Genomic DNA, 18,428 nt, shown 5'->3' on the forward strand with positions numbered 1-18,428 from the left:
GTCACTTACCAATAGAGAACTGCTGTAAACCTCACCTCTTTATATGAAATACAAAAGGGAATCTCAAACTCACCGGCGCACAGGGTGAGTTAAGATTCCCTTTATTAATAGGGTCTATTGAGCTTTCAAGCTGATTTTTGCAGCTGTTTGTGGGTAATTTATATGAGGCAGAGACATTTGAAATGTAGTTGGTGTAACTGATAAGCCGGTAATGAAGTAGAAATGAACCACAAACGCTGCCCGAAGGGTTCGGCTAAAAGCGTTTTACTCTTTGTTGAGAGGTAATTGCTTAGAATGACTAGGCGGCAAACCTCTCGCCGCGATTAAAACGCTTTTATCTCGAACAAAATTTAACCATGAAAGTTCAATAGACCCTAACTAAGACATCTAGCTGCTACTTTTAATTAGCTTTCAAATGAAAGTTTATCGCCGAACGTCTCTTTCCAGTCTTTATCGAACTGTTCAACCGCCGGTTTTACTGCTGGGTGAGCGAACATTTGTGCCGCCACATCGGTTGGCAATGTAATGGCTTCGATGCCTAGTTTCATCACCTCCATCGCTTGTTGAGTGTTTTTGAAACTGGCTGCCAAAATCTTCGCTGGTAGTTGGTTTTGATCGAGCAACAATTGAAGATCCGCGACCACTTCAACACCGTTGCCGTTCATCGCATCAATGCGGTTTACGTAAGGTGCTAGGTAGTCTGCACCGCACAGTGCTGCAAGGAAGCCTTGTTGAGCTGAATAGATAGCGGTAGCAAGAACCTGAATTCCCTCTTCTTTCATTAGCTTAATTGCTGCTAAGCCCGTTTCTGTTGCTGGCACTTTTACCACCATATCGTAAGGCAATTCATAAAGTTGGCGCGCTTCTGCCAGCATGCCTTCGACGGTTGAACTCACGACTTGAGCATGAAAGCGAGGTGTCCCGTCAAGTGCTTCTTGCATACCTGCGAGGGTTTCATTCAGTCCCTGCTTTGACTTCGCCAAAATGCTTGGGTTTGTCGTCACGCCTTTTAGCGGTAGGCACTGGTTAAAGCGTTTTACTTCTGCCACATCAGCAGTATCTAAATAAAGTTCAATCATGGTTTCTACCTTAAACAAAATCTTCGTTTTGATGATGGGATCACTATAGATCTGACAATCGAACGAGATCTTGATTTTGATCAATTGAAATTTCATTTGAAACCATAATAATTTCATTAAATGAAAGTCAAGTGAAACTTGTAAACGCTCAAATGAAGCTTTCAGTTAGAAAACACAAAAGCTGTTCATAAGACTCAACGAGCAAAAGAAACGAATTAGGTACACAGCAGTAGCACAAACCAAGAGGCAAGCAGAGATGTATTTCAATATCCAACGATTCTCTACCCATGATGGCGATGGCATTCGTTCCATTCTTTTTCTTAAAGGATGCAGCTTGTCTTGCCCTTGGTGTCAAAACCCAGAAAGCCGCAGCGAAAAGCATTCACTCTTATTTGATCAGCGAAGTTGTATGGAAGGTTGCCAGCTGTGCGTTTCTGCTTATCAAGCCACAACTCAATCTACAGCGGGTAGTGAAATGATGGGTGATGGTATTCAACGTATCGACAACCAGATCATCATCAATCGCAAAGCCATCAAAGAAGACCAACTGATCGCGCTGCGAGACGTCTGTCCTACGCAAGCACTGACTGTCTGCGGTGAAGAGGCGAAATCAGACATGTTGTTCGACACCTTAATGAAAGACAAACCTTTCTATGACCAAAGCCAAGGTGGCGTGACATTCTCCGGTGGTGAGCCACTCATGCAAGCGGATTTGGTGGCAGAACTCGCACAGCGTCTGCATGACAACCAAGTCTCGACTGCGATTGAATCGTGCATGCATGTGCCGTGGAAGAACGTCGAAAAAGCCGCGCCGCATATCGATTGTTGGTTGGCGGATTTAAAACACACCGATGAAGAAAAGTTTCTTAGCTGGGCGAAAGGTTCACTAAAACGCATCAAAGACAATTTCCGAAAACTGGCACCTATCGCGAAACGCATTGTGATTCGCGTTCCAGTGGTGCCGGGGTTCAATGACACCATCGAAGAGTTGAAAGACATCATCGATTTTGCGGCTTCACTAGAAAGCTGCCAAGAACTTCACTTGCTGCCGTACCACACGCTCGGCATCAATAAATACCGCTTGCTCGATATGCCTTACGAGTGTTCTGACAAGCCATTAAACAAACCAGAACTGCTAGAAAGCGCCATGCAATACGCAAGCGAAAACACCCAACTTAACGTGATTGTAAGAGGTTAACTATGGACCTGAATTACCTTCCTGAGCGTATCAAAGCGCACAAATCGGCACTGGTAAATATCGTAACGCCACCTGTCTGTACCGAGCGTGCAGAGGCATACACTCGTGCTTATCAAGCAAACGAAGACAAACCTGTGATTGTCCAACGTGCGCTAGCACTGCAAGAGCACTTACGCACTCGTACGATTTGGATTAAACACGATGAATTGATCGTCGGTAACCAAGCGAGCAAAGTGCGCGCTGCGCCTATGTTCCCAGAATACACTGTACGTTGGATTGAAGCGGAAATTGATGAGCTAGCCGACCGACCAGGTGCTGGCTTTGCTGTCACCGAAGAAGATAAACAAAGCATCCACAGTATCACGCCGTACTGGCGCGGTAAAACCGTTCAAGACCGTTGTTATGGCTTGTTCACTGATGAGCAGCAAGAAATCTTAGCCAGCACCATCATTAAAGCCGAAGGCAACATGACTTCGGGTGACGCGCACCTTGCGGTGGACAACGAGAAAATCTTGAAGCTAGGCATGAACGGTTTGTTAGAGGATGTTCGTCAGCACCGTGCTAACAATGATGTTTCGACCTTTGAAGGCTTGAAGAAAGAGCAGTTCTACAAATCGGTCGAAATCGTACTGCTTGCGATTCAAGATCACATAGTGAGCTACGCTGAATTGGCGTCAAAAATGGCGCTAGAAGAGACACGCCCGCTGCGCAAAGCTGAGTTAGAAAGCATTGCGGCAAACTGTCGTCATGTCGCGAGCCACGCACCAGAAAACTTCTGGCAAGCACTGCAGTTGAGCTATTTCGTTCAGTTGATGCTACAAATCGAATCGAATGGTCACTCGGTTTCTTTCGGTCGTATGGACCAATTCCTAAACGAATTTTATGTTCGCGATATCGAAAACGGCGCGATTGAAAAAGACTTTGCACTAGAGCTATTACAAAGCTGCTGGTTGAAGCTGCTTGAAGTAAACAAGATTCGCTCTGGCGCGCACTCAAAAGCCTCCGCAGGTTCTCCGTTGTATCAAAACGTGTGTATCGGCGGTCAGAAGTTGAATGACAAGGGTGAGCCTGAAGACGCAGTGAATCCACTTTCTTGGGCGATTCTCGAATCTTGTGGTCAGTTGCGTTCGACGCAACCTAACTTGAGTGTGCGTTACCATGAGGGTTTGAACCAAGAATTCCTGATGGGCTGTATCGAGGTGATTAAGTGCGGCTTCGGTATGCCTGCGTTCAACAACGATGAGATTGTCATCCCTGAATTCATCAAGCTTGGCGTAGAGAAAGAAGACGCTTACAACTACGCATCTATCGGCTGTATCGAGACGGCGGTTCCGGGCAAATGGGGTTACCGTTGTACGGGCATGAGCTTCATTAACTTCGCTCGTATCTTGCTTGCCTCATTGAACGAAGGTGTGGATGCAACAACGGGTAAAGCTTTCTTGCCGCACGATAAGTCATTAGCAAAAGGCAACTTTGAGAACTTTGAGCAAGTGACAGCTTCTTGGGCAGAGCAAATCCGCTACTACACCCGTAAATCGATTGAGATTGATACGGTAGTCGACAGCGTACTTGAACAGCAAGCACAAGACATCTTCTGTTCAACTCTGGTGGATGACTGTTTGGCTCGTGGTAAAACTGTGAAAGAAGGCGGTGCGAAATACGACTGGGTATCTGGCTTGCAAGTCGGTATCGCAAACTTGGGCAACAGCCTAGCCGCCATCAAGCACCTTGTTTTCGATGATGCGCAAATCACCCAGCCCCTTATCTCACAACAACAGCTAGCAAAAGCATTGGCTGAAGATTTCGACGGCATGGAGAACGAACAGCTTCGCCAACGTCTTATCAACTTTGCACCAAAATACGGTAACGATGATGACGCAGTAGACCAACTACTGGCAGACGCTTACCAAGTGTACATTGATGAGCTAGAACAGTTCGTTAATACGCGTCATGGGCGTGGTCCAATTGGCGGCGGTTACTACGCAGGTACATCAAGTATCTCGGCAAACGTCCCATTCGGTGCTTCAACCATGGCAACGCCGGACGGTCGTAAAGCGAAAACGCCATTGGCAGAAGGTGCAAGCCCGTCATCTGGCTCAGACCGTTTAGGTCCAACGGCGGTGTACAACTCGGTCGGTAAGATCCAAGCGAATAAGATCCTTGGTGGCGTGCTGCTTAACCAGAAGTTAAGCCCTGCGGCAGTTGAGTCTGAAGGGGATAAGCTCAAGCTATCTATGTTGATTCGCACCTTCTTCAACCACCACAAAGGTTGGCACGTGCAGTACAACATCGTCTCTCGCGAGACCTTGCTAGCTGCGAAGAAGAACCCTGAACAATATCGTGATCTTGTCGTGCGAGTCGCAGGCTACTCAGCCTTCTTCACCGCACTATCACCTGACGCGCAAGACGACATCATCGCACGTACTGAGCACGAGCTGTAAGTACACTGACTAACTAAAACAAAAGGCACCGATTGGTGCCTTTGGTTTGAATACTTAATCCGCAAATGACTATACCTGAACGCATTAAAGCTTGTGCAAAATGGTCACGCATTTCTTCGTGACGTTGTCGTACTCTTTCGTCATGTAAGCGGTAGTGATCGCGCCCTCTTTCATGATGCAAATGGCATCGAGTAATGCAGCGTTGTCTGATTTGAGATAGTGTTGAATTAGCTCTCTGACTTGCTGCTTATGGTAGCGGCAATACGTTGCGATCTCGCCACTGTCGTCACTGAATTCCGCGGACGTATTGATGAAAAAGCAACCGCGAAACTCGCCCAACTTTTCTTCAGAGCCATGAAACCAGCCGTTGAGTGCTGTAAATAACTGATCGATCACCTCCGCGCACGTTTGTGCTGAAGAAAGCTTTTCCTCCAACCATTCCATAAATACTTGGTGGCGTTGTTCTAATGCGGCGATGATAAGCGCTTCTTTGCTCTCAAAATGGTTATATAGCGTGCGTTTAGCCACGCCGGAAACATTGAGGACTTCATTGATGCCAATAGAGTTGATGCCTTGTTTATAAAACAGTGACAAAGCTGTGTCGATCAATAACTGTTTCTTTTTGTTCATAACTACGTCCTCAAAAAGTTCCATAAACACATATTGACAAAGGTAGACAGATTTGTCTATTTTATTTTGTAGACAATTCGGTCTACTTTGAGGTGTTTATGAATAATTTAATTTTATCGTTGGTTGCCGGGCTTGGCGCTACGTTGGCTATTGGCGTATTGTCCTACGCTGAGGTATCACTGACGGAGGTTGTACTCCTGATGGCACCATTTGGTGCTACCGCAGTACTGGTGTTTGGGGTGCCTAGCAGCCCTCTCGCTCAACCAAAAAACGTGATCATTGGTCACTTTATTACGGCATCTATCGGTATTGCGTTTAGCCAGTATGTTGACGTCACGCCGGTCACGCTCGCGATTGCGACGGGGCTAGGTGTGTCTGCGATGCTGATTACGAAGACCACTCATCCACCTGCGGGGGCAAATCCAATTTTGATCATGGCGTCTGGGCAGGGATGGAGTTTTCTCTTCACGCCTGTCCTGATTGGCGCGGTAGTGATTGTTCTGGTCGGTAAAGGGTTACAGTTGCTACAAAGTCAGTACTTAAACCCTCGACTGAATGGTCAGAAGACCTAGTCGGATTGTAGTTAGAGCCGCGAAAGGGAGTGATCTCTTTTGCGGTTTTATCTTTTGTCGGTTTGCAAAAACAAAATCTGATTCTCTCTTGGTATTCAGTCGTATACATCAACATGGTAGTTAAATTGGTACAATGCGATGAACAGAATCCACCCTAAGAAACTATTGCACAGTAAATGGACGGCAATTTCACCTAAAAACAAAGAGAAGCATTTTGTCGTGACGGAAATGGAACTAGATGAAGATGGTAACGTTGTGAGATGTGTCATCGAGGCAGTCATGAGTAAACGCGACCGAGAGATGAACTGGCAAGACCTAAAAGACTCTGAGCAATGGATGCAAGGGTGGAAGTGAGTGACGCTTCGTTGTTGGGCGAATCAAGCAGAAACGTGCGTTGCGAGTAGGCAAAAGTGGTGCTATCTGATACGTTGATAATTCGTTCTAACGCCCACTCAAAGGATTAATTATGATTGATTTCGACAATTCCTCTGTATTTAAGCTTAAGCCGATTGACGTTTCTAATGCCAGAGAAGACTTCCTTAAGTTCTTGATTGATGGTGAGACTATTTTCGCTGCTTTTAAAACAGTTCGTGACCAAGTGGTGTTTACGAACAAGCGAGTGATAGCGGCAAATGTGCAAGGGATTACCGGCTCAAAAGTGGATTACACTTCTTTGCCTTACAGTAAGATCAATGCATTTTCTATCGAGACCTCTGGTACTTTTGATTTGGATTGTGAAATCGAGTTCTTCATGAGTGAGGTGGGAAGAGTGCGTTTTGAAATTAAAGGCTCGTTTGATTTGATTTCTTTCAACCGTATGGTTAGTGAGTATGTACTAGGTTAAGGGATTAGAAATGAGAGCTTCGCTGAGAGACAAAATTATAGAGGTCTGTGACAAAAAGATCGCGAGTAAAGGTGAATTGGTTGGTCTCTCATTTTATGCGTTTTTCGCTAATAAAAATGACGACCCAGAGCTGTTGATGGAAGCGGCTACGTGGTGGATTCAGACTCATCAGCTCGACCACTTCGAAAAAGCAGTAAAAATAAAATCAATGGTCGAGTCGGGGAGCTAAATTAAAAAAAAGAAGTAAAGAAAGCAGACAAATGCTAATAACGTTGCGGACAAAACAGGGTAGATAATGTAAGAGTCCTGCTTGTTGGTTCGTTGAAAACATAGCGAAACAAGTAAGACGTTATAAACAACAAGTAACAAGCTGATCATGGTTCCGCTGTTTAGTGTCATACTTGATAGCTGAGTTAAGAAAAACGCCAATAAAAGGTAATCGAAGACAATGAGCCATAAAAAGGCTTTCTTTAGTAAGTCGCTTTTTCTTTTTTCGGATGATGTTATGTGCATATAGAACTCAACTAAAAAGTCACAGTAACAGAGGCTTTGGTTAGAGAGGTCACCATCAGAGTGGTGACCTTTTAAGATTATAATTCTTGAATTTTTACTTCGCTGGTGGCGGTATCGCCGGAGTAATTGATGACTTCTTGACGAATGACTGGTTGGTTGAATTCAGCCTTATCTTTCGCTTTTTGCAGTTCGCTTTCTTGGTGGTTGCCAAAAAGGGTCTCAAGCACTTTAGCGGCAGGAGTCGTTAAAACAAACAGCTCAATACGACGGTTTTCGCTAGAATCTGGCTCATCAGGATTAAGCAGCGCTCTATCTGACATACCCGTTACCTGCATTACTCTATCATCCGGCATACCGCCTTCAACTAACGTATTTCTTGCTACGTCTGCTCGAGAGGCTGATAACGCCCAGTTAGATTGACGACCAAAACGCTTTTTAAATGGAATTGCATCTGTGTGTCCGCTGATGATCAGAGGGTTGTTAACACGATGAAATACAGGTGCTAGTGCGAGCAGTAAATCTTCAAAAAAAGGAGTAAGTTCTGCACCACCACGGCTGAACATATGCTGTTTGTAATCATCTTGAAGGACGATACGCAAACCTTGTGGTGTCACCGTGACGTTTACATTTCCCTGCGCATTAATTTGGGCAGTCATTTGCTCAATTACTTTCGCTAGTGCGGCAAGTTGCTCTTGAGTATCGAAGTTACCAGGAATCAAAGAATCAATTTCTGGTCCATCCCCATCACCTTTAAAGTAAGAGCTTACTACATGGTTGGAGTTGTGTTTACTTGGCACAGAAGAGTCCTGTGCCAAGTCGATAGGAGAAATACTTTGTGACGTATCAAATGGGTTGCCGTAACTCTTGTCGAATACGCTTGAACTATGCAAGTGGGCAACAATCGCTTTACGCTCTTCTTTGTCTACCACCTGCATAACCCAAAGTACAAGAAACAGCGCCATTAGGGCGATCATGAAGTCAGCAAACGCGACTTTCCACGCGCCGCCATGAGAAGACTCATCATGGCTGTATACTTTGGCACGTTTGAACACTACATGCTCTTGTTTTTGCATTATCCCTCCTGTTCAGCTAACCACTTCTCCATTTGGTTGAATGTTGGTTTGATGTCTAGCTGAATATGTTTACGACCAGCGTCAATGGCGAGCAATGTCGGCTTTTTCGCTACGTAGGCAACCAAGGTTGCACGAACGCACTCAAAAGCAGTCATATTACGTTTTACTCGCTGAGCCATGGCGTTACTTAGTGGATCTAAGCCACAGTAACAACCGAAAATACCAATGAATGTACCAACGAGAGCTGCCGCAACGTGATAACCAATCATAGCGATTGAGCCATCAATAGCTTGCATGGTGATAATGATGCCACCAACTGCTGCAAGAATACCGAAGCCAGGTAGTGCTTCTGCTGTACGCTGTAGTGAGCGTGAAGGTAAAAGCATTTCGTTCTGTATTGCTTCGATTTCTTGCTCTAGCAGTCCCTCTAATTCATGAGGCGACATCTGTCCCATTGCCATTAAACGTAAATTGTCAGTAATGAAAGAAATTAGGCGATGATCTTCTGCGATCGTCGGGTAAGCGAGGAACATAGAGCTTTGCTCCGGAGCCTCAATATGAGAATCCAGAAACTTGTATCCGCGGTTTCTCGCTGTCTCTAGCAAGTTGTTGAGTAGTGCCATTAATTCCATGTAGTACTCATGCTCTTCTGTTGGACCTTTAATGGTCGCTGGCACTTGGCGACGCATTTCTTTCAGTACATGAGGCGGATTACCGATGATCAAAGAACCAGCAGCGGCGCCAATAATGATAAGGAATTCGGCTGGCTGCCAGATAGCACCTAAGCTACCACCGGCCCACATATATCCACCGAAGACGCACACCAGGATAGTGAGCACTCCAAAAAACTTTTGCATCTTGTGACTCCTAAGAGGACATTAATTGGTTGAGTTGTTTCAGCGCTTGTTTGTGAAGCTGACATATACGAGGTGGTGTCAGATCCAATACCAGAGCTATTTCGTGTAAGTTGAGTTCATGTTGATAGAACAGAGTCAGGAGCAGTTGATCGCGCTTAGGTAATTTACCCAAAGCACTGTCTAAACTACGACGAATATGTTCATGTTCCATGCCATCGTATTGCCCGCCAATGTAGCTATCACCGCTGCTCTCCATCAGTTGGTCAAGGCTTTGCATCTCGCCTGCGAGAGCGGCATTTTGGCGGTTGTAATAATCTTGCTCATTCGTCCCTAAAGCCTGGATGATTTCGGCATCCGTTGGCATTCGACCTAACGTTCGAGTGAGATCTCGAGTCACGTCGTTGAGCTCGTGGGCTTGTTGACGAGTCTTACGTGAACGCCAATCTAGTCGGCGTAATTCGTCTAAAATAGCTCCCCGAACTCGACAAACGGCGAAAGCAGGAAAGTGAGGATCGTCAACATCGCCATATCGGCGTCCAGCCTCGACTAGAGCGATAAGGCCTATCTGCTGCATATCTTCAATACTACAGTGAGAAGTGGCATGAACGCGCAGCTGGTTAACTACGCGTTTTACCATGACCTGATGACGTTGTAGCAATGCGTTTTCATCAATTGGTCGTGACGGTGTTGTCACTTCCTCTTCTGTGGTGTAAGTGTCTTGTACATTCATGTCTAACATGGTTGTGCTCCGTTATTGCACAACATATTTAGTCAACAAAACATCGTCGATTTCTCGGACGATGTCTGTTTTAGCAAAAGCGAGTAGAAGCGTTTGCTTCACTTCGTCTTGCAGAATATCGATGGCACCCGCTTGCTGTAACTGATCAAACGTTTTGTCGCTAAACAGTTTTAATAGAGAGTTTTGTACCATAGGCATGTATTCATCGATCTCTTTGATACGCTCTGGACGGCGTGTCTCAATTGCCAGTTCTAGCATCACAAAGTGAGTCTGTTTCTTGCCTTTAACGGTCAAAACGACTTTGTCCAAAGGATGGAAGCTAGGACCTTTACTTGTCGGTTGTTCTGTGACCAAAAAAGACAGTGGAGAGTCTTCGATCAGTGAACCAGAGTCAGGTGACTCTTGAGCGTGTTTGTTTAAGTACCAGATTCCGCCCATAATTGTGACGGCCGAAACGAGGGCACTGGTGATGATCATGGCGATAAACAGGGCGATCATTTGTTGTTTGGTCATAACCTTTTTCCTCGAAGATTCACTAAGCTTGAGTGCTTAGCCAGTGTTCTGAATAGTTAGTTGTTGTCGTGGTTTGGAATGCACCAGATTCTCGTGCGGCGAAAATATTGGCGTCTTCTTCGTTTGCATGTGGGTCATTTCGACCTTGGTTTTGATCAGAGCCAACATTGACATCGACATGAACGAAGTTTTGCTCTTGTAACTCAGTACGCAATCGTTCCGAAACTTGCATTAAAGCTTCTCGTGTTGCTGCGGCATTGGCGTTGATGTGGACACTCAATCGGTCACCTTCAACACGTACAAGTAAATCCAATTTCCCTAAGTCTGGTGGGTCTAGGCGGATTTTTGCTTCTTGTACATTTTGTTGAGCTTGGAGCGTCACGCGATCATGTAATACTTGCATCATTTGCTCCCCCCACTTTCCTGCAGTGGTATCAACACGCACCGCTGCCCACTCAGAGCCTTGAGCTTGAACATGACTCGTCGCAACCGGTGAATGTGCAGGTTGTGTTGTAGGAGCTTGTGCTTGAAGTAGAGAGGCGGTTGGTTGCCCTTGAACAGGTTGATTCAAAAGAGTTTGAAACTCAGCACCGGAGATAGGCAAACGCGAACTCGATGAAGTTGGCAGACTTTGCTTCACATCTTGTTTTGATGATGTGTTTAACATAGCGTTAGACGAATCTTGAGTAACAGACTTAACTTCGCTCGCAGTCATTAAAGATGACGCTTTTCCTAGTTTCTCAGCCTGCTTCTCTGCCATGGTAATCATACCCTGGGTTAAAGCTTGAGCTTGCGCTGCAAGATCAGTCGATTCTGTTAACCCTAGTGTACTGGTCAAGTTGGCATCCGGATCTGAAGCTGAGCGGTCATCAGTATCAAAACCATGACTTTGTACTTTGTTTGCGCTGTTCAAAGTAGAGGCCGTAAGGTGAAAACTCGGTACCGCTGACGCAGAGTTAAAGTCTTGCTCACCATTCTGCTTGTTCCCTGATTTAAAACCATGAGAAAAGCCGTGTACCGAGTTCGCTTGCTTGATGTGACCCTCATTGTTAGCTGGCGAATTACCCGAGTGCTGAGTTGAAGAAGTTATGATCATTGAGTTAGCTCCATGGTCATTGCTAATTGATAGGCCATAGCGCGTTCTTGATGGTCATTGACCATGTTCATCTCTTTTTTCAACTCGTTGGTCGACTTCTCTAATACTGCGAAGGCATTAGCGTGCACTGTTTTCGCTCGCTGGATTTCAGGTGCAAGCTTAGGATCTTTCAAAAAAGGCTTGTGACTGATCAAAAGCTCTCGCAACTGCAAGTCGTACCGCTTGAGCGCATGCCAATCGGCCGTTTTTGCGGCGAACTGGATGAGCTGAGATAAATGACGGAATCGCTCTGGCGATACTTTATGCTTGTTGTCCAAAATTCATCCAACCTTCACGAATGTTACCCATTACACGCTCAACGTTAACCAAGCGATTTGCATCGTTTTGCACGCTAGCGTAATAAAGTTCGACTTGGCAGAAGTCATACAGCTGGCGTAGGTTTTCCGCAATTTCACCGCCGTTTTCATCATCTAAAGCACTTGTTAGTCCAATCAAGATGTTCATGCATTTGTTGATTCCATTCCCTTTCTCGGCCAAACGATTTGCGGCTAGGTGGCCGCGAATACGTTCAACTTCATCGAGTAGGCCATCGATTAACATGATGACCAATTGGTGTGGATTTGCTGCTGCCGCTTGAGCGTCGAGATCGACTTGTTGGTACGAATCGTAACCAGAATCCATAAGCATGAATATTTCTCCTAAATTTGGAACCAAATGTCTTATTTTTGAGCATTAAACATGGACATGGTTTGGTTCATTTGGGTCATAATTGAATTCATTTGAGTGAATTGTTTGAGATAGCGGTTGTACGACATTTCGTACTTACGCTCTAAATTGGTTTGTTTATCTTTGATTCGGTCTAAGCTTGACTGTATTGCGTCTTTACGCGTGCTGAAGGTGCCTGATGAGAACTTCAAGAAAGGCTCTACCATCGCGTCAAGAGAATCTAGCAAAGCGTCATCCCCATTAAACAACGCCTCTAAGCCTGCGCTGTTTGTTTGTTGAGCTTCTTTGAACTTTTCTTGATCAACTTTCATTTTACCGTTGCGGTCTAGGCTCACGCCGATTTCGCTTAGGCGCATACCATTGTGTTCACCTCGGATTAACCCCGTTAACTGACTCTCAATAGAACGCAATGTCGAGTCGCTAGCGAGCACGCCGCGTTTCTGATCTTCACCGCCAATTTGGGTGTACTGATCGATAGTAGAAACAAGGGCATTGTAGGTTTCCACAAACTTATCTAGTTGTTCTTTAGTGCCTTCGCTATCAGCTCCAATTTTTAAACCGATTGGCGAATCTCCCGCGGCTTGCGGTTTAGATACGGTAATGTCAACACCGTCGATGACACCTTCAAAAGTATTACTTGCGTTGGTTAGTTTCAGGCCTGAGTCTTTTGCACCTAGCCACATAACCGCATCTTGCGGAGCGTTGATTTGCTTGAGGTTGGTGAAGGCGTCTTCAAACCACGCTTGGCCAGTACCCGATGCAGATACGTTGATCTTATTTTCGACACCAGTCTCAGTGCTCGATAGCATAAAGTGTGTTTGACCATTCGAGCGAACTAGAGTGGCGTTAACGCCAGGGTTATCCGTGTGATTGTTAATCGCACTGGCTAAATCACTGATCGTTGCAGTGCCGTCACCATTAACATCAACGGAGGACAAGTCTAGAGTCATTGTTTCACCGTTGATGGTGAATTCTAAAGATCCAGTTGTTGGTACTTCTGTCGTCGCCTCAAGGTCTGCAGGCATTCCTGTAGATACTTGATGCGCCGTTGCCACTTTTTCTACAAAAATCTGATAGTTACCCGTTAGCGCTTTAGCATCCGCGTTTGCAGTAAAGTTACCTTCTTGAGAGAGTGTCGCACTGTTTTTGATGATGCTGTTTGTGCTGTTATTCATCTCTTTCATTGCAGTACGAAAATCACGTAGTGCGCTTTCAACTTTATTAAAAGCTGACAGTTGTGACTGGTACACATTAGCTTGCGCTTGGTAACGGTTTTTGAATGGGTTTGTGTCCAATTGTGCGAATTGGGTTGCCATTTTTACTGGGTCTAAAGAACTCATGAGGTGTGCTCCTCTCATCTCTTATTGGCTTGAATACTTTGAATGCTACGCCTTAGTTTAATTATCAGTGGCAAGATGCGTGCCGTATATTAAATTCAATTAAAACAAAGGTTTAAAGCTATTTTGTTTTCTTGGGAGGAAGTGGTGTTTCCACCTTGTTTGTTCCGCCTTCCTCCATGGAAAAAGTAATTTCCTTATAAGAAAAGGCGACCTAAACAAAGAAAATATTTAATTGTATTGACGGTTCTAATTAGGAGAGATGTTTTAATTAGACGTTATATTCAGCCTTTACTTCAGCTTGATTCAGATAATTCTTACAGAGTGCATTAATTGCGTTCTGATATTATTTTGATAGTGCGATGTGCAAGTGTTCTCACTAAAAATTAAATTTTTTACGTTTCAAAGAATGTCAGTTATGAATGAATTTGCGTTACGATTGATGAAATGTGCTCGTGCATATGAAGAGTTCATTAACAAAAAACTATTAAGTAAACAGAGCATCAATTCTGATGAGATAGCTAGTATCTTAAAGGAAGCTAAGTTCAATTTTCCTGAACTTAGAGATAGTAAAATAGGAAGTAAATTAGAGACGATAGAATTAGAACTGTTTAATAAGGTTTTATTCAATATTATGTTGAAGTTCGGATTCAGAGTGCCTGAACCTCACAAAGATAATACGAGCTCTATTTATATTCGTAGATAAAAATAAAGCCTTCCATAGGAAGGCTTTATAATTAAGACGATTTAAATTAAGCGCACTATTAACTAAGTAATTAGCGTAGTAGTGACATTGCCATGCTTGGAAGCTGGTTAGTTTGAGACAGAACAGTTGTACCTGCTTGCATCAACATTTGGTTCTTAGTCATGTTTGAAGACTCTACTGCAAAGTCTGTATCCATGATACGACCTTTAGATGCTGTAACGTTTTCTACCATGTTACCAAGGTTAGCCATAGTGTGCTCAAGACGGTTGATGTTCGCACCGAAGTCTGCACGAGAGCTACCAATTTTTTCTACTAGACCGTCAGCGCCGCTGATTTTGTCTAGTGCTGCTTTTGCTTTAGTCGCGTCATCGATACCATCTGTAATTGCTGCATCAGCAAGGATAGTAGTGATTTCACCGATACCTGCGCTTGCGCTTACAGTCAATGTTTCAGCAGAAGATGCACCGATTTGGAATGTTACGTCACCTGCACCGAAGCCGCCGCCTTTAAGAAGGTTTTGACCACCGAACTTAGTGTTGTCTACGATGTTGTTTAGTTCTGCAGTAAGCTGTGTGAACTCTTTGTTAAGAGACGCACGGTCTGTTGCACTGTTTGAACCGTTCAACGATTGTGTAGCAAGGTCGTTCATACGGTAAACGATGTTTGTCATTTCATCCATCGCACCTTCAGCAGTTTGCATCATAGAGATGCCGTCTTGTGCGTTACGCATTGCTACTGACATGCCGCGTGTTTGCGCTTCTAGACGGTTAGCAATTTGAAGACCAGCAGCGTCATCAGCAGCTGAGTTCACACGGTAGCCTGTGCTTAGACGTTCCATTGCTGTGTTTAGAAGTCCGCTTGTTGTGTTCATTGTGTTTTGAGTTACAAGCGAAGCGTAGTTAGTGTGCATTGATAAAGCCATCTTAGTCTCCTTAGTTAGTCACTATATCTTTCAGGCCTCGGGATATTCCCTTGTCACTAACTAGAGGCGGTCGGTCGGCTTTAATGATTAATTTGAAAATTAAAAAATTTCTAAAAAAGATAAAAATTGATGATTTTTAGTGATTTGTATTCCATGAAAACCGGGGAAATCATCATATAAGCCTAAATTTTTTAGTTAAGTTAAAGAAACTATTGCCCAATGATCTTGTGGTTATCCGTTATAAATAAAAAAACAGCACGAATAAATCGTGCTGTTTTAAATATAAATGGTTGAGTTTCAACTATTCCTCATCAAAAGACTGAAAGGAGAGAGAGGTTGGGATATCGCTGAAATAACCAAAATAATAACTGGCACCCAATAAACGATAACGGTTAAGTTCCGTTTGACTCGCTACACGTCCGGCAACCCAAGTATATTTATGCTTTCTTAAGAACTTAGCAATAGGTAGGAAAGCGTGTCTTTCTTCTTTATCCTCTAGTGTGACTGACAATTTGATCATATCGGGACTAAAGTCTGCGACGCGCTCGAAGTTCACTTGCGATGTCGCGACTTCAAACCAAAGTGAATATGCATTCTCTTTTAACTTTTTGGTGAGTGTGGCGACTTTATCACGATCACATAACGTTTCATCAGCTTGAAGAGAAGGAATCACATGTTGAAAAGCAGAAGAGTGGAATTGAATCGTCTGTTCGAGAAAATAAACCCCAGGCTCCCACAGTAATGCATCCACGCGAATCGGCACGACAACATTACTAATCAAGTCGTGATGAAAGGCTTCTAACTGAAATTGTGTTTGTCTTAGTGCAAGGTAAAGACTGAACAAATCCAGGCAGTACTGCATTTGTTCAGAGAGTTTGAATTGATAGACACTTTGTTCTCCACGCATACCAAATCTCAACGTCAGGTGTTGGAATTCTACTTCCCCTGATTGAGCTTCCCTAATTGCTTGGCATGCGTGTTGGACATCATTGTGTTTTAAAGCATCAAAGACTAATTGATCGTCATCCGTGACGATGTGTTGTACTGCGAGACCAACCAAATGTTCGTACATCGCATGTGTTGAAATAAGATTAACCAAGGTTTCCTACCACATTGATTTGTTTGTTTTCTGGGATTTCGTTGTAAGACAATACTGCTAGCCCTTGTGTAAATGTGCGAGCGTAACGCGCTAGAAGAGGGCGCAGCTGTGGCATAACGAGAAGGATCGGAGGTAGCCCCTGTTGTTTAAGCTGTTGTCTGATCAATGGCAAGTTTTGTTGGAACTGACCAAGAATGTTTGGCTCAATTGGGAAGCTATCTAGTGTTACCGTACCAGAAGATTGTGCTTGTTGCAGTGAAGTTAGTAGCATTTGTTCTAACTCATCAGACAGTGCGTAGACATTTAATTCGTTCTTTTGTCCTGCAATTAAGTTAACAAGCGTACGCTTTAGTGCACAGCGTACATCAGATGCAAGTAGGATCGGGTCCTTTGTATTTTCCGCGGATTCCAACATTGTGTTGGCAATCGTGCGAATATCTTTTAGTGGCACTTGGTCCAATAAAAGCTGACGATATACTTTCAGCTGCTGCGCTGGATTAAGTGCTGCTGCTAATGCTTCTGCTAGTTTCGGGGCTTGTTGTGTCAAACGCTGGGTTATTGCTTCCACATCGTCGTGCGTAAACAACTCTGCAAGGTTTGTCTTCATGATTTTACTAATATGAGTGGCAATAACAGTGCCATCATCGACAACTTGGTAACCCATATTAAGTGCTTTTGCTTTATCTTGATGCTCAATCCACACAGCTGGCAACTGATAAGCAGGATCGCTACCCAAAATGCCATCTACCTCACCGTAAGTTTCGCCAACCGCTATCGCCATTAAACGCTCTGGTTCAATAAAGCCTTGCTCAATGACTTCGCCATTTAGAGAAATTGTGTATTGGTTTGGCTTGAGGCTCAGGTTGTCACGAATACGAACTTCAGGTAATAAAAAGCCAACTTGTTCAGAAAGGTTTCGACGCACACCGCGGATACGTTGTGATAAAGGAGCCCCTTGTTCTTTGTTGACTAGATGGACGAGTCGGTAACCAAGCGCAAGTGATAATGTTTGGACGTGAGGAATATCATCCCATGTCAGCGGTGTATCATCGTCTTGCATCGCTTGTGAAAGTGCTTCGACCTCTTCAATCTGGGAGTCTTGCACTGGCTTCTTGGTTTGACGCCACCCTGCGAACGCTAATGCGCCAGCAAACGCAAAAAAGGCTAGGTGTGGCATACCCGGTACCATACCGATTACCGCCATAATACCTGCGACAGTAAATAGCGTTGCAGGAGTTGCCAGTAATTGCTTTTGCATGGTTTCCGACATGCCATTATCGCTATCATTAATTCGCGTAACGATAATCGCGGCAGCCGTTGCCAATAGTAGTGAAGGAATTTGAGCAACTAGACCATCACCGATTGTGAGTAGGGCATAAGTTTTAAAGGCGTCAGACGCAGCGAGTCCATGCTCGAAGACACCAATACTGATACCACCAATGATATTGATAAACAGAATCAACAAACCTGCGATGGCATCGCCACGCACAAACTTTGATGCACCATCCATCGAACCATGAAAATCGGCTTCGTTGGCGACTTCTTTACGGCGTAAGCGAGCCGTTTCCTGATCGATAAGGCCAGCGTTTAAGTCGGCATCAATTGCCATTTGTTTGCCTGGTAAAGCATCCAACGTAAAGCGGGCTGAAACCTCAGAAATACGTTCACCACCTTTGGTGATTACGACGAAGTTGATGATCATCAAGATGACGAACACCACCATACCAACGACGTAGTTACCGCCAATGACGACTTCACCGAATGCTTGAATGACCTTACCCGCTGCGTCACCACCATTATGTCCTTCTAGGAGTACAATTCGCGTAGAAGCCACGTTCAATGTGAGACGTAATAATGTTGCGACCAGCAAAATAGTTGGAAAAACAGAGAAATCTAATGGTCGCTTTGCGGTTGTGCTGACCAGCAATACTAGGATTGCTAAGACGATATTAAAGGTAAACAGCGCATCCAGTAGCAGAGGAGGCAAAGGAAGAATCACCATTGCTAATATCATTAGCAAGACGATTGGAATGCCAACGTAGCCTTTGGTTGATGTTTGAAGTTGTTTTAACCGGTTAAGCAT

General features: G+C 44.4%; 21 protein-coding genes. 7 read left to right on the plus strand and 14 right to left on the minus strand.

The features are described 5' to 3' along the window. Positions 1 to 404: 404 nt before the first annotated feature. Entirely contained in the window at positions 405 to 1,079 is a 675-nt protein-coding gene (locus R7O12_RS04950) for a fructose-6-phosphate aldolase (RefSeq protein WP_258474840.1), read from the minus strand. 256 nt (positions 1,080 to 1,335) lie between these two features. Between R7O12_RS04950 and R7O12_RS04955 the strand changes: the two genes are divergently transcribed. Both R7O12_RS04955 and R7O12_RS04960 read left to right on the plus strand, forming a co-directional pair. Then, positions 1,336 to 2,277, plus strand: coding sequence for a glycyl-radical enzyme activating protein (locus R7O12_RS04955; RefSeq protein WP_033906693.1), 942 nt, complete (start codon positions 1,336 to 1,338; stop codon positions 2,275 to 2,277). Positions 2,278 to 2,279: 2 nt separating this feature from the next. After that, on the plus strand, positions 2,280 to 4,718 hold the full coding sequence (locus R7O12_RS04960; protein ID WP_258474842.1) for a formate C-acetyltransferase/glycerol dehydratase family glycyl radical enzyme: 2,439 nt from the start codon (positions 2,280 to 2,282) through the stop codon (positions 4,716 to 4,718). Between the two features lie 84 nt (positions 4,719 to 4,802). On the opposite strand, the gene R7O12_RS04965 is transcribed toward R7O12_RS04960, so the two are convergent. Continuing rightward, complete coding sequence (locus R7O12_RS04965) at positions 4,803 to 5,348, minus strand: TetR/AcrR family transcriptional regulator (RefSeq protein WP_318125671.1); 546 nt, start codon at positions 5,346 to 5,348, stop codon at positions 4,803 to 4,805. 98 nt (positions 5,349 to 5,446) lie between these two features. On the opposite strand from R7O12_RS04965, the gene R7O12_RS04970 reads away from it, so the two are divergent. The 4 genes from R7O12_RS04970 to R7O12_RS04985 all read left to right on the plus strand — a co-directional run bounded on the left by R7O12_RS04970 (position 5,447) and on the right by R7O12_RS04985 (position 6,993). Next, a complete protein-coding gene (locus R7O12_RS04970; RefSeq protein WP_005374998.1) occupies positions 5,447 to 5,920 on the plus strand; it encodes an HPP family protein in 474 nt (157 codons plus the stop codon). Between the two features lie 138 nt (positions 5,921 to 6,058). Beyond that, complete coding sequence (locus R7O12_RS04975) at positions 6,059 to 6,274, plus strand: TIGR02450 family Trp-rich protein (protein WP_005374999.1); 216 nt, start codon at positions 6,059 to 6,061, stop codon at positions 6,272 to 6,274. A 112-nt stretch (positions 6,275 to 6,386) separates the two neighbouring features. Then, positions 6,387 to 6,764, plus strand: a complete 378-nt coding sequence (locus tag R7O12_RS04980) for a PH domain-containing protein (protein WP_005386881.1) — start codon at positions 6,387 to 6,389, stop codon at positions 6,762 to 6,764. A 10-nt stretch (positions 6,765 to 6,774) separates the two neighbouring features. Then, positions 6,775 to 6,993 carry a DUF6500 family protein gene (locus R7O12_RS04985; protein ID WP_017634431.1) on the plus strand — a complete coding sequence of 73 codons (219 nt, stop codon included), beginning with the start codon at positions 6,775 to 6,777 and terminating at the stop codon, positions 6,991 to 6,993. Here R7O12_RS04985 and R7O12_RS04990 read toward each other — a convergent pair. From R7O12_RS04990 to fliD, 9 genes are all read right to left on the minus strand, one after another. Beyond that, positions 6,990 to 7,277, minus strand: coding sequence for a hypothetical protein (locus R7O12_RS04990; protein WP_005375002.1), 288 nt, complete (start codon positions 7,275 to 7,277; stop codon positions 6,990 to 6,992). The genes R7O12_RS04985 and R7O12_RS04990 overlap by 4 nt on opposite strands. A gap of 77 nt (positions 7,278 to 7,354) precedes the next feature. Beyond that, positions 7,355 to 8,350: a flagellar motor protein MotB gene (locus tag R7O12_RS04995; protein ID WP_005375003.1), complete on the minus strand. Its 996-nt coding sequence runs from the start codon at positions 8,348 to 8,350 to the stop codon at positions 7,355 to 7,357. Continuing rightward, positions 8,350 to 9,207 (minus strand): flagellar motor stator protein MotA, encoded by an 858-nt coding sequence (motA, locus tag R7O12_RS05000; RefSeq protein ID WP_005375006.1) that lies wholly within the window; start codon positions 9,205 to 9,207, stop codon positions 8,350 to 8,352. The genes R7O12_RS04995 and motA overlap by 1 nt, the downstream gene beginning before the upstream one ends. A 10-nt stretch (positions 9,208 to 9,217) precedes the next feature. Then, positions 9,218 to 9,946 (minus strand): FliA/WhiG family RNA polymerase sigma factor, encoded by a 729-nt coding sequence (locus tag R7O12_RS05005; protein ID WP_005375008.1) that lies wholly within the window; start codon positions 9,944 to 9,946, stop codon positions 9,218 to 9,220. A 12-nt stretch (positions 9,947 to 9,958) separates the two neighbouring features. Further along, positions 9,959 to 10,459 carry a flagellar basal body-associated protein FliL gene (gene fliL / locus R7O12_RS05010; RefSeq protein ID WP_005375011.1) on the minus strand — a complete coding sequence of 167 codons (501 nt, stop codon included), beginning with the start codon at positions 10,457 to 10,459 and terminating at the stop codon, positions 9,959 to 9,961. A gap of 22 nt (positions 10,460 to 10,481) precedes the next feature. Next, positions 10,482 to 11,555: a flagellar hook-length control protein FliK gene (locus R7O12_RS05015; RefSeq protein ID WP_213914751.1), complete on the minus strand. Its 1,074-nt coding sequence runs from the start codon at positions 11,553 to 11,555 to the stop codon at positions 10,482 to 10,484. Next, a complete protein-coding gene (locus R7O12_RS05020; RefSeq protein ID WP_005375013.1) occupies positions 11,552 to 11,872 on the minus strand; it encodes a hypothetical protein in 321 nt (106 codons plus the stop codon). The genes R7O12_RS05015 and R7O12_RS05020 overlap by 4 nt, the downstream gene beginning before the upstream one ends. After that, positions 11,856 to 12,242: a flagellar export chaperone FliS gene (fliS, locus tag R7O12_RS05025; RefSeq protein ID WP_005375014.1), complete on the minus strand. Its 387-nt coding sequence runs from the start codon at positions 12,240 to 12,242 to the stop codon at positions 11,856 to 11,858. Before fliS ends, R7O12_RS05020 begins: the two co-directional genes overlap by 17 nt. Before the next feature lie 32 nt (positions 12,243 to 12,274). Then, complete coding sequence (gene fliD / locus R7O12_RS05030; protein WP_005375015.1) at positions 12,275 to 13,621, minus strand: flagellar filament capping protein FliD; 1,347 nt, start codon at positions 13,619 to 13,621, stop codon at positions 12,275 to 12,277. A gap of 415 nt (positions 13,622 to 14,036) precedes the next feature. On the opposite strand from fliD, the gene R7O12_RS05035 reads away from it, so the two are divergent. Continuing rightward, positions 14,037 to 14,324 carry a hypothetical protein gene (locus R7O12_RS05035; protein WP_025768597.1) on the plus strand — a complete coding sequence of 96 codons (288 nt, stop codon included), beginning with the start codon at positions 14,037 to 14,039 and terminating at the stop codon, positions 14,322 to 14,324. A gap of 70 nt (positions 14,325 to 14,394) precedes the next feature. On the opposite strand, the gene lafA is transcribed toward R7O12_RS05035, so the two are convergent. From lafA to flhA, 3 genes are all read right to left on the minus strand, one after another. After that, complete coding sequence (gene lafA / locus R7O12_RS05040; protein WP_005375019.1) at positions 14,395 to 15,246, minus strand: lateral flagellin LafA; 852 nt, start codon at positions 15,244 to 15,246, stop codon at positions 14,395 to 14,397. Between the two features lie 301 nt (positions 15,247 to 15,547). Continuing rightward, positions 15,548 to 16,318, minus strand: a complete 771-nt coding sequence (locus R7O12_RS05045; RefSeq protein ID WP_005375023.1) for an EAL domain-containing protein — start codon at positions 16,316 to 16,318, stop codon at positions 15,548 to 15,550. A 19-nt stretch (positions 16,319 to 16,337) separates the two neighbouring features. Next, complete coding sequence (flhA, locus tag R7O12_RS05050; protein ID WP_005375024.1) at positions 16,338 to 18,428, minus strand: flagellar biosynthesis protein FlhA; 2,091 nt, start codon at positions 18,426 to 18,428, stop codon at positions 16,338 to 16,340.

Source organism: Vibrio sp. Vb1574, assembly GCF_033338675.1.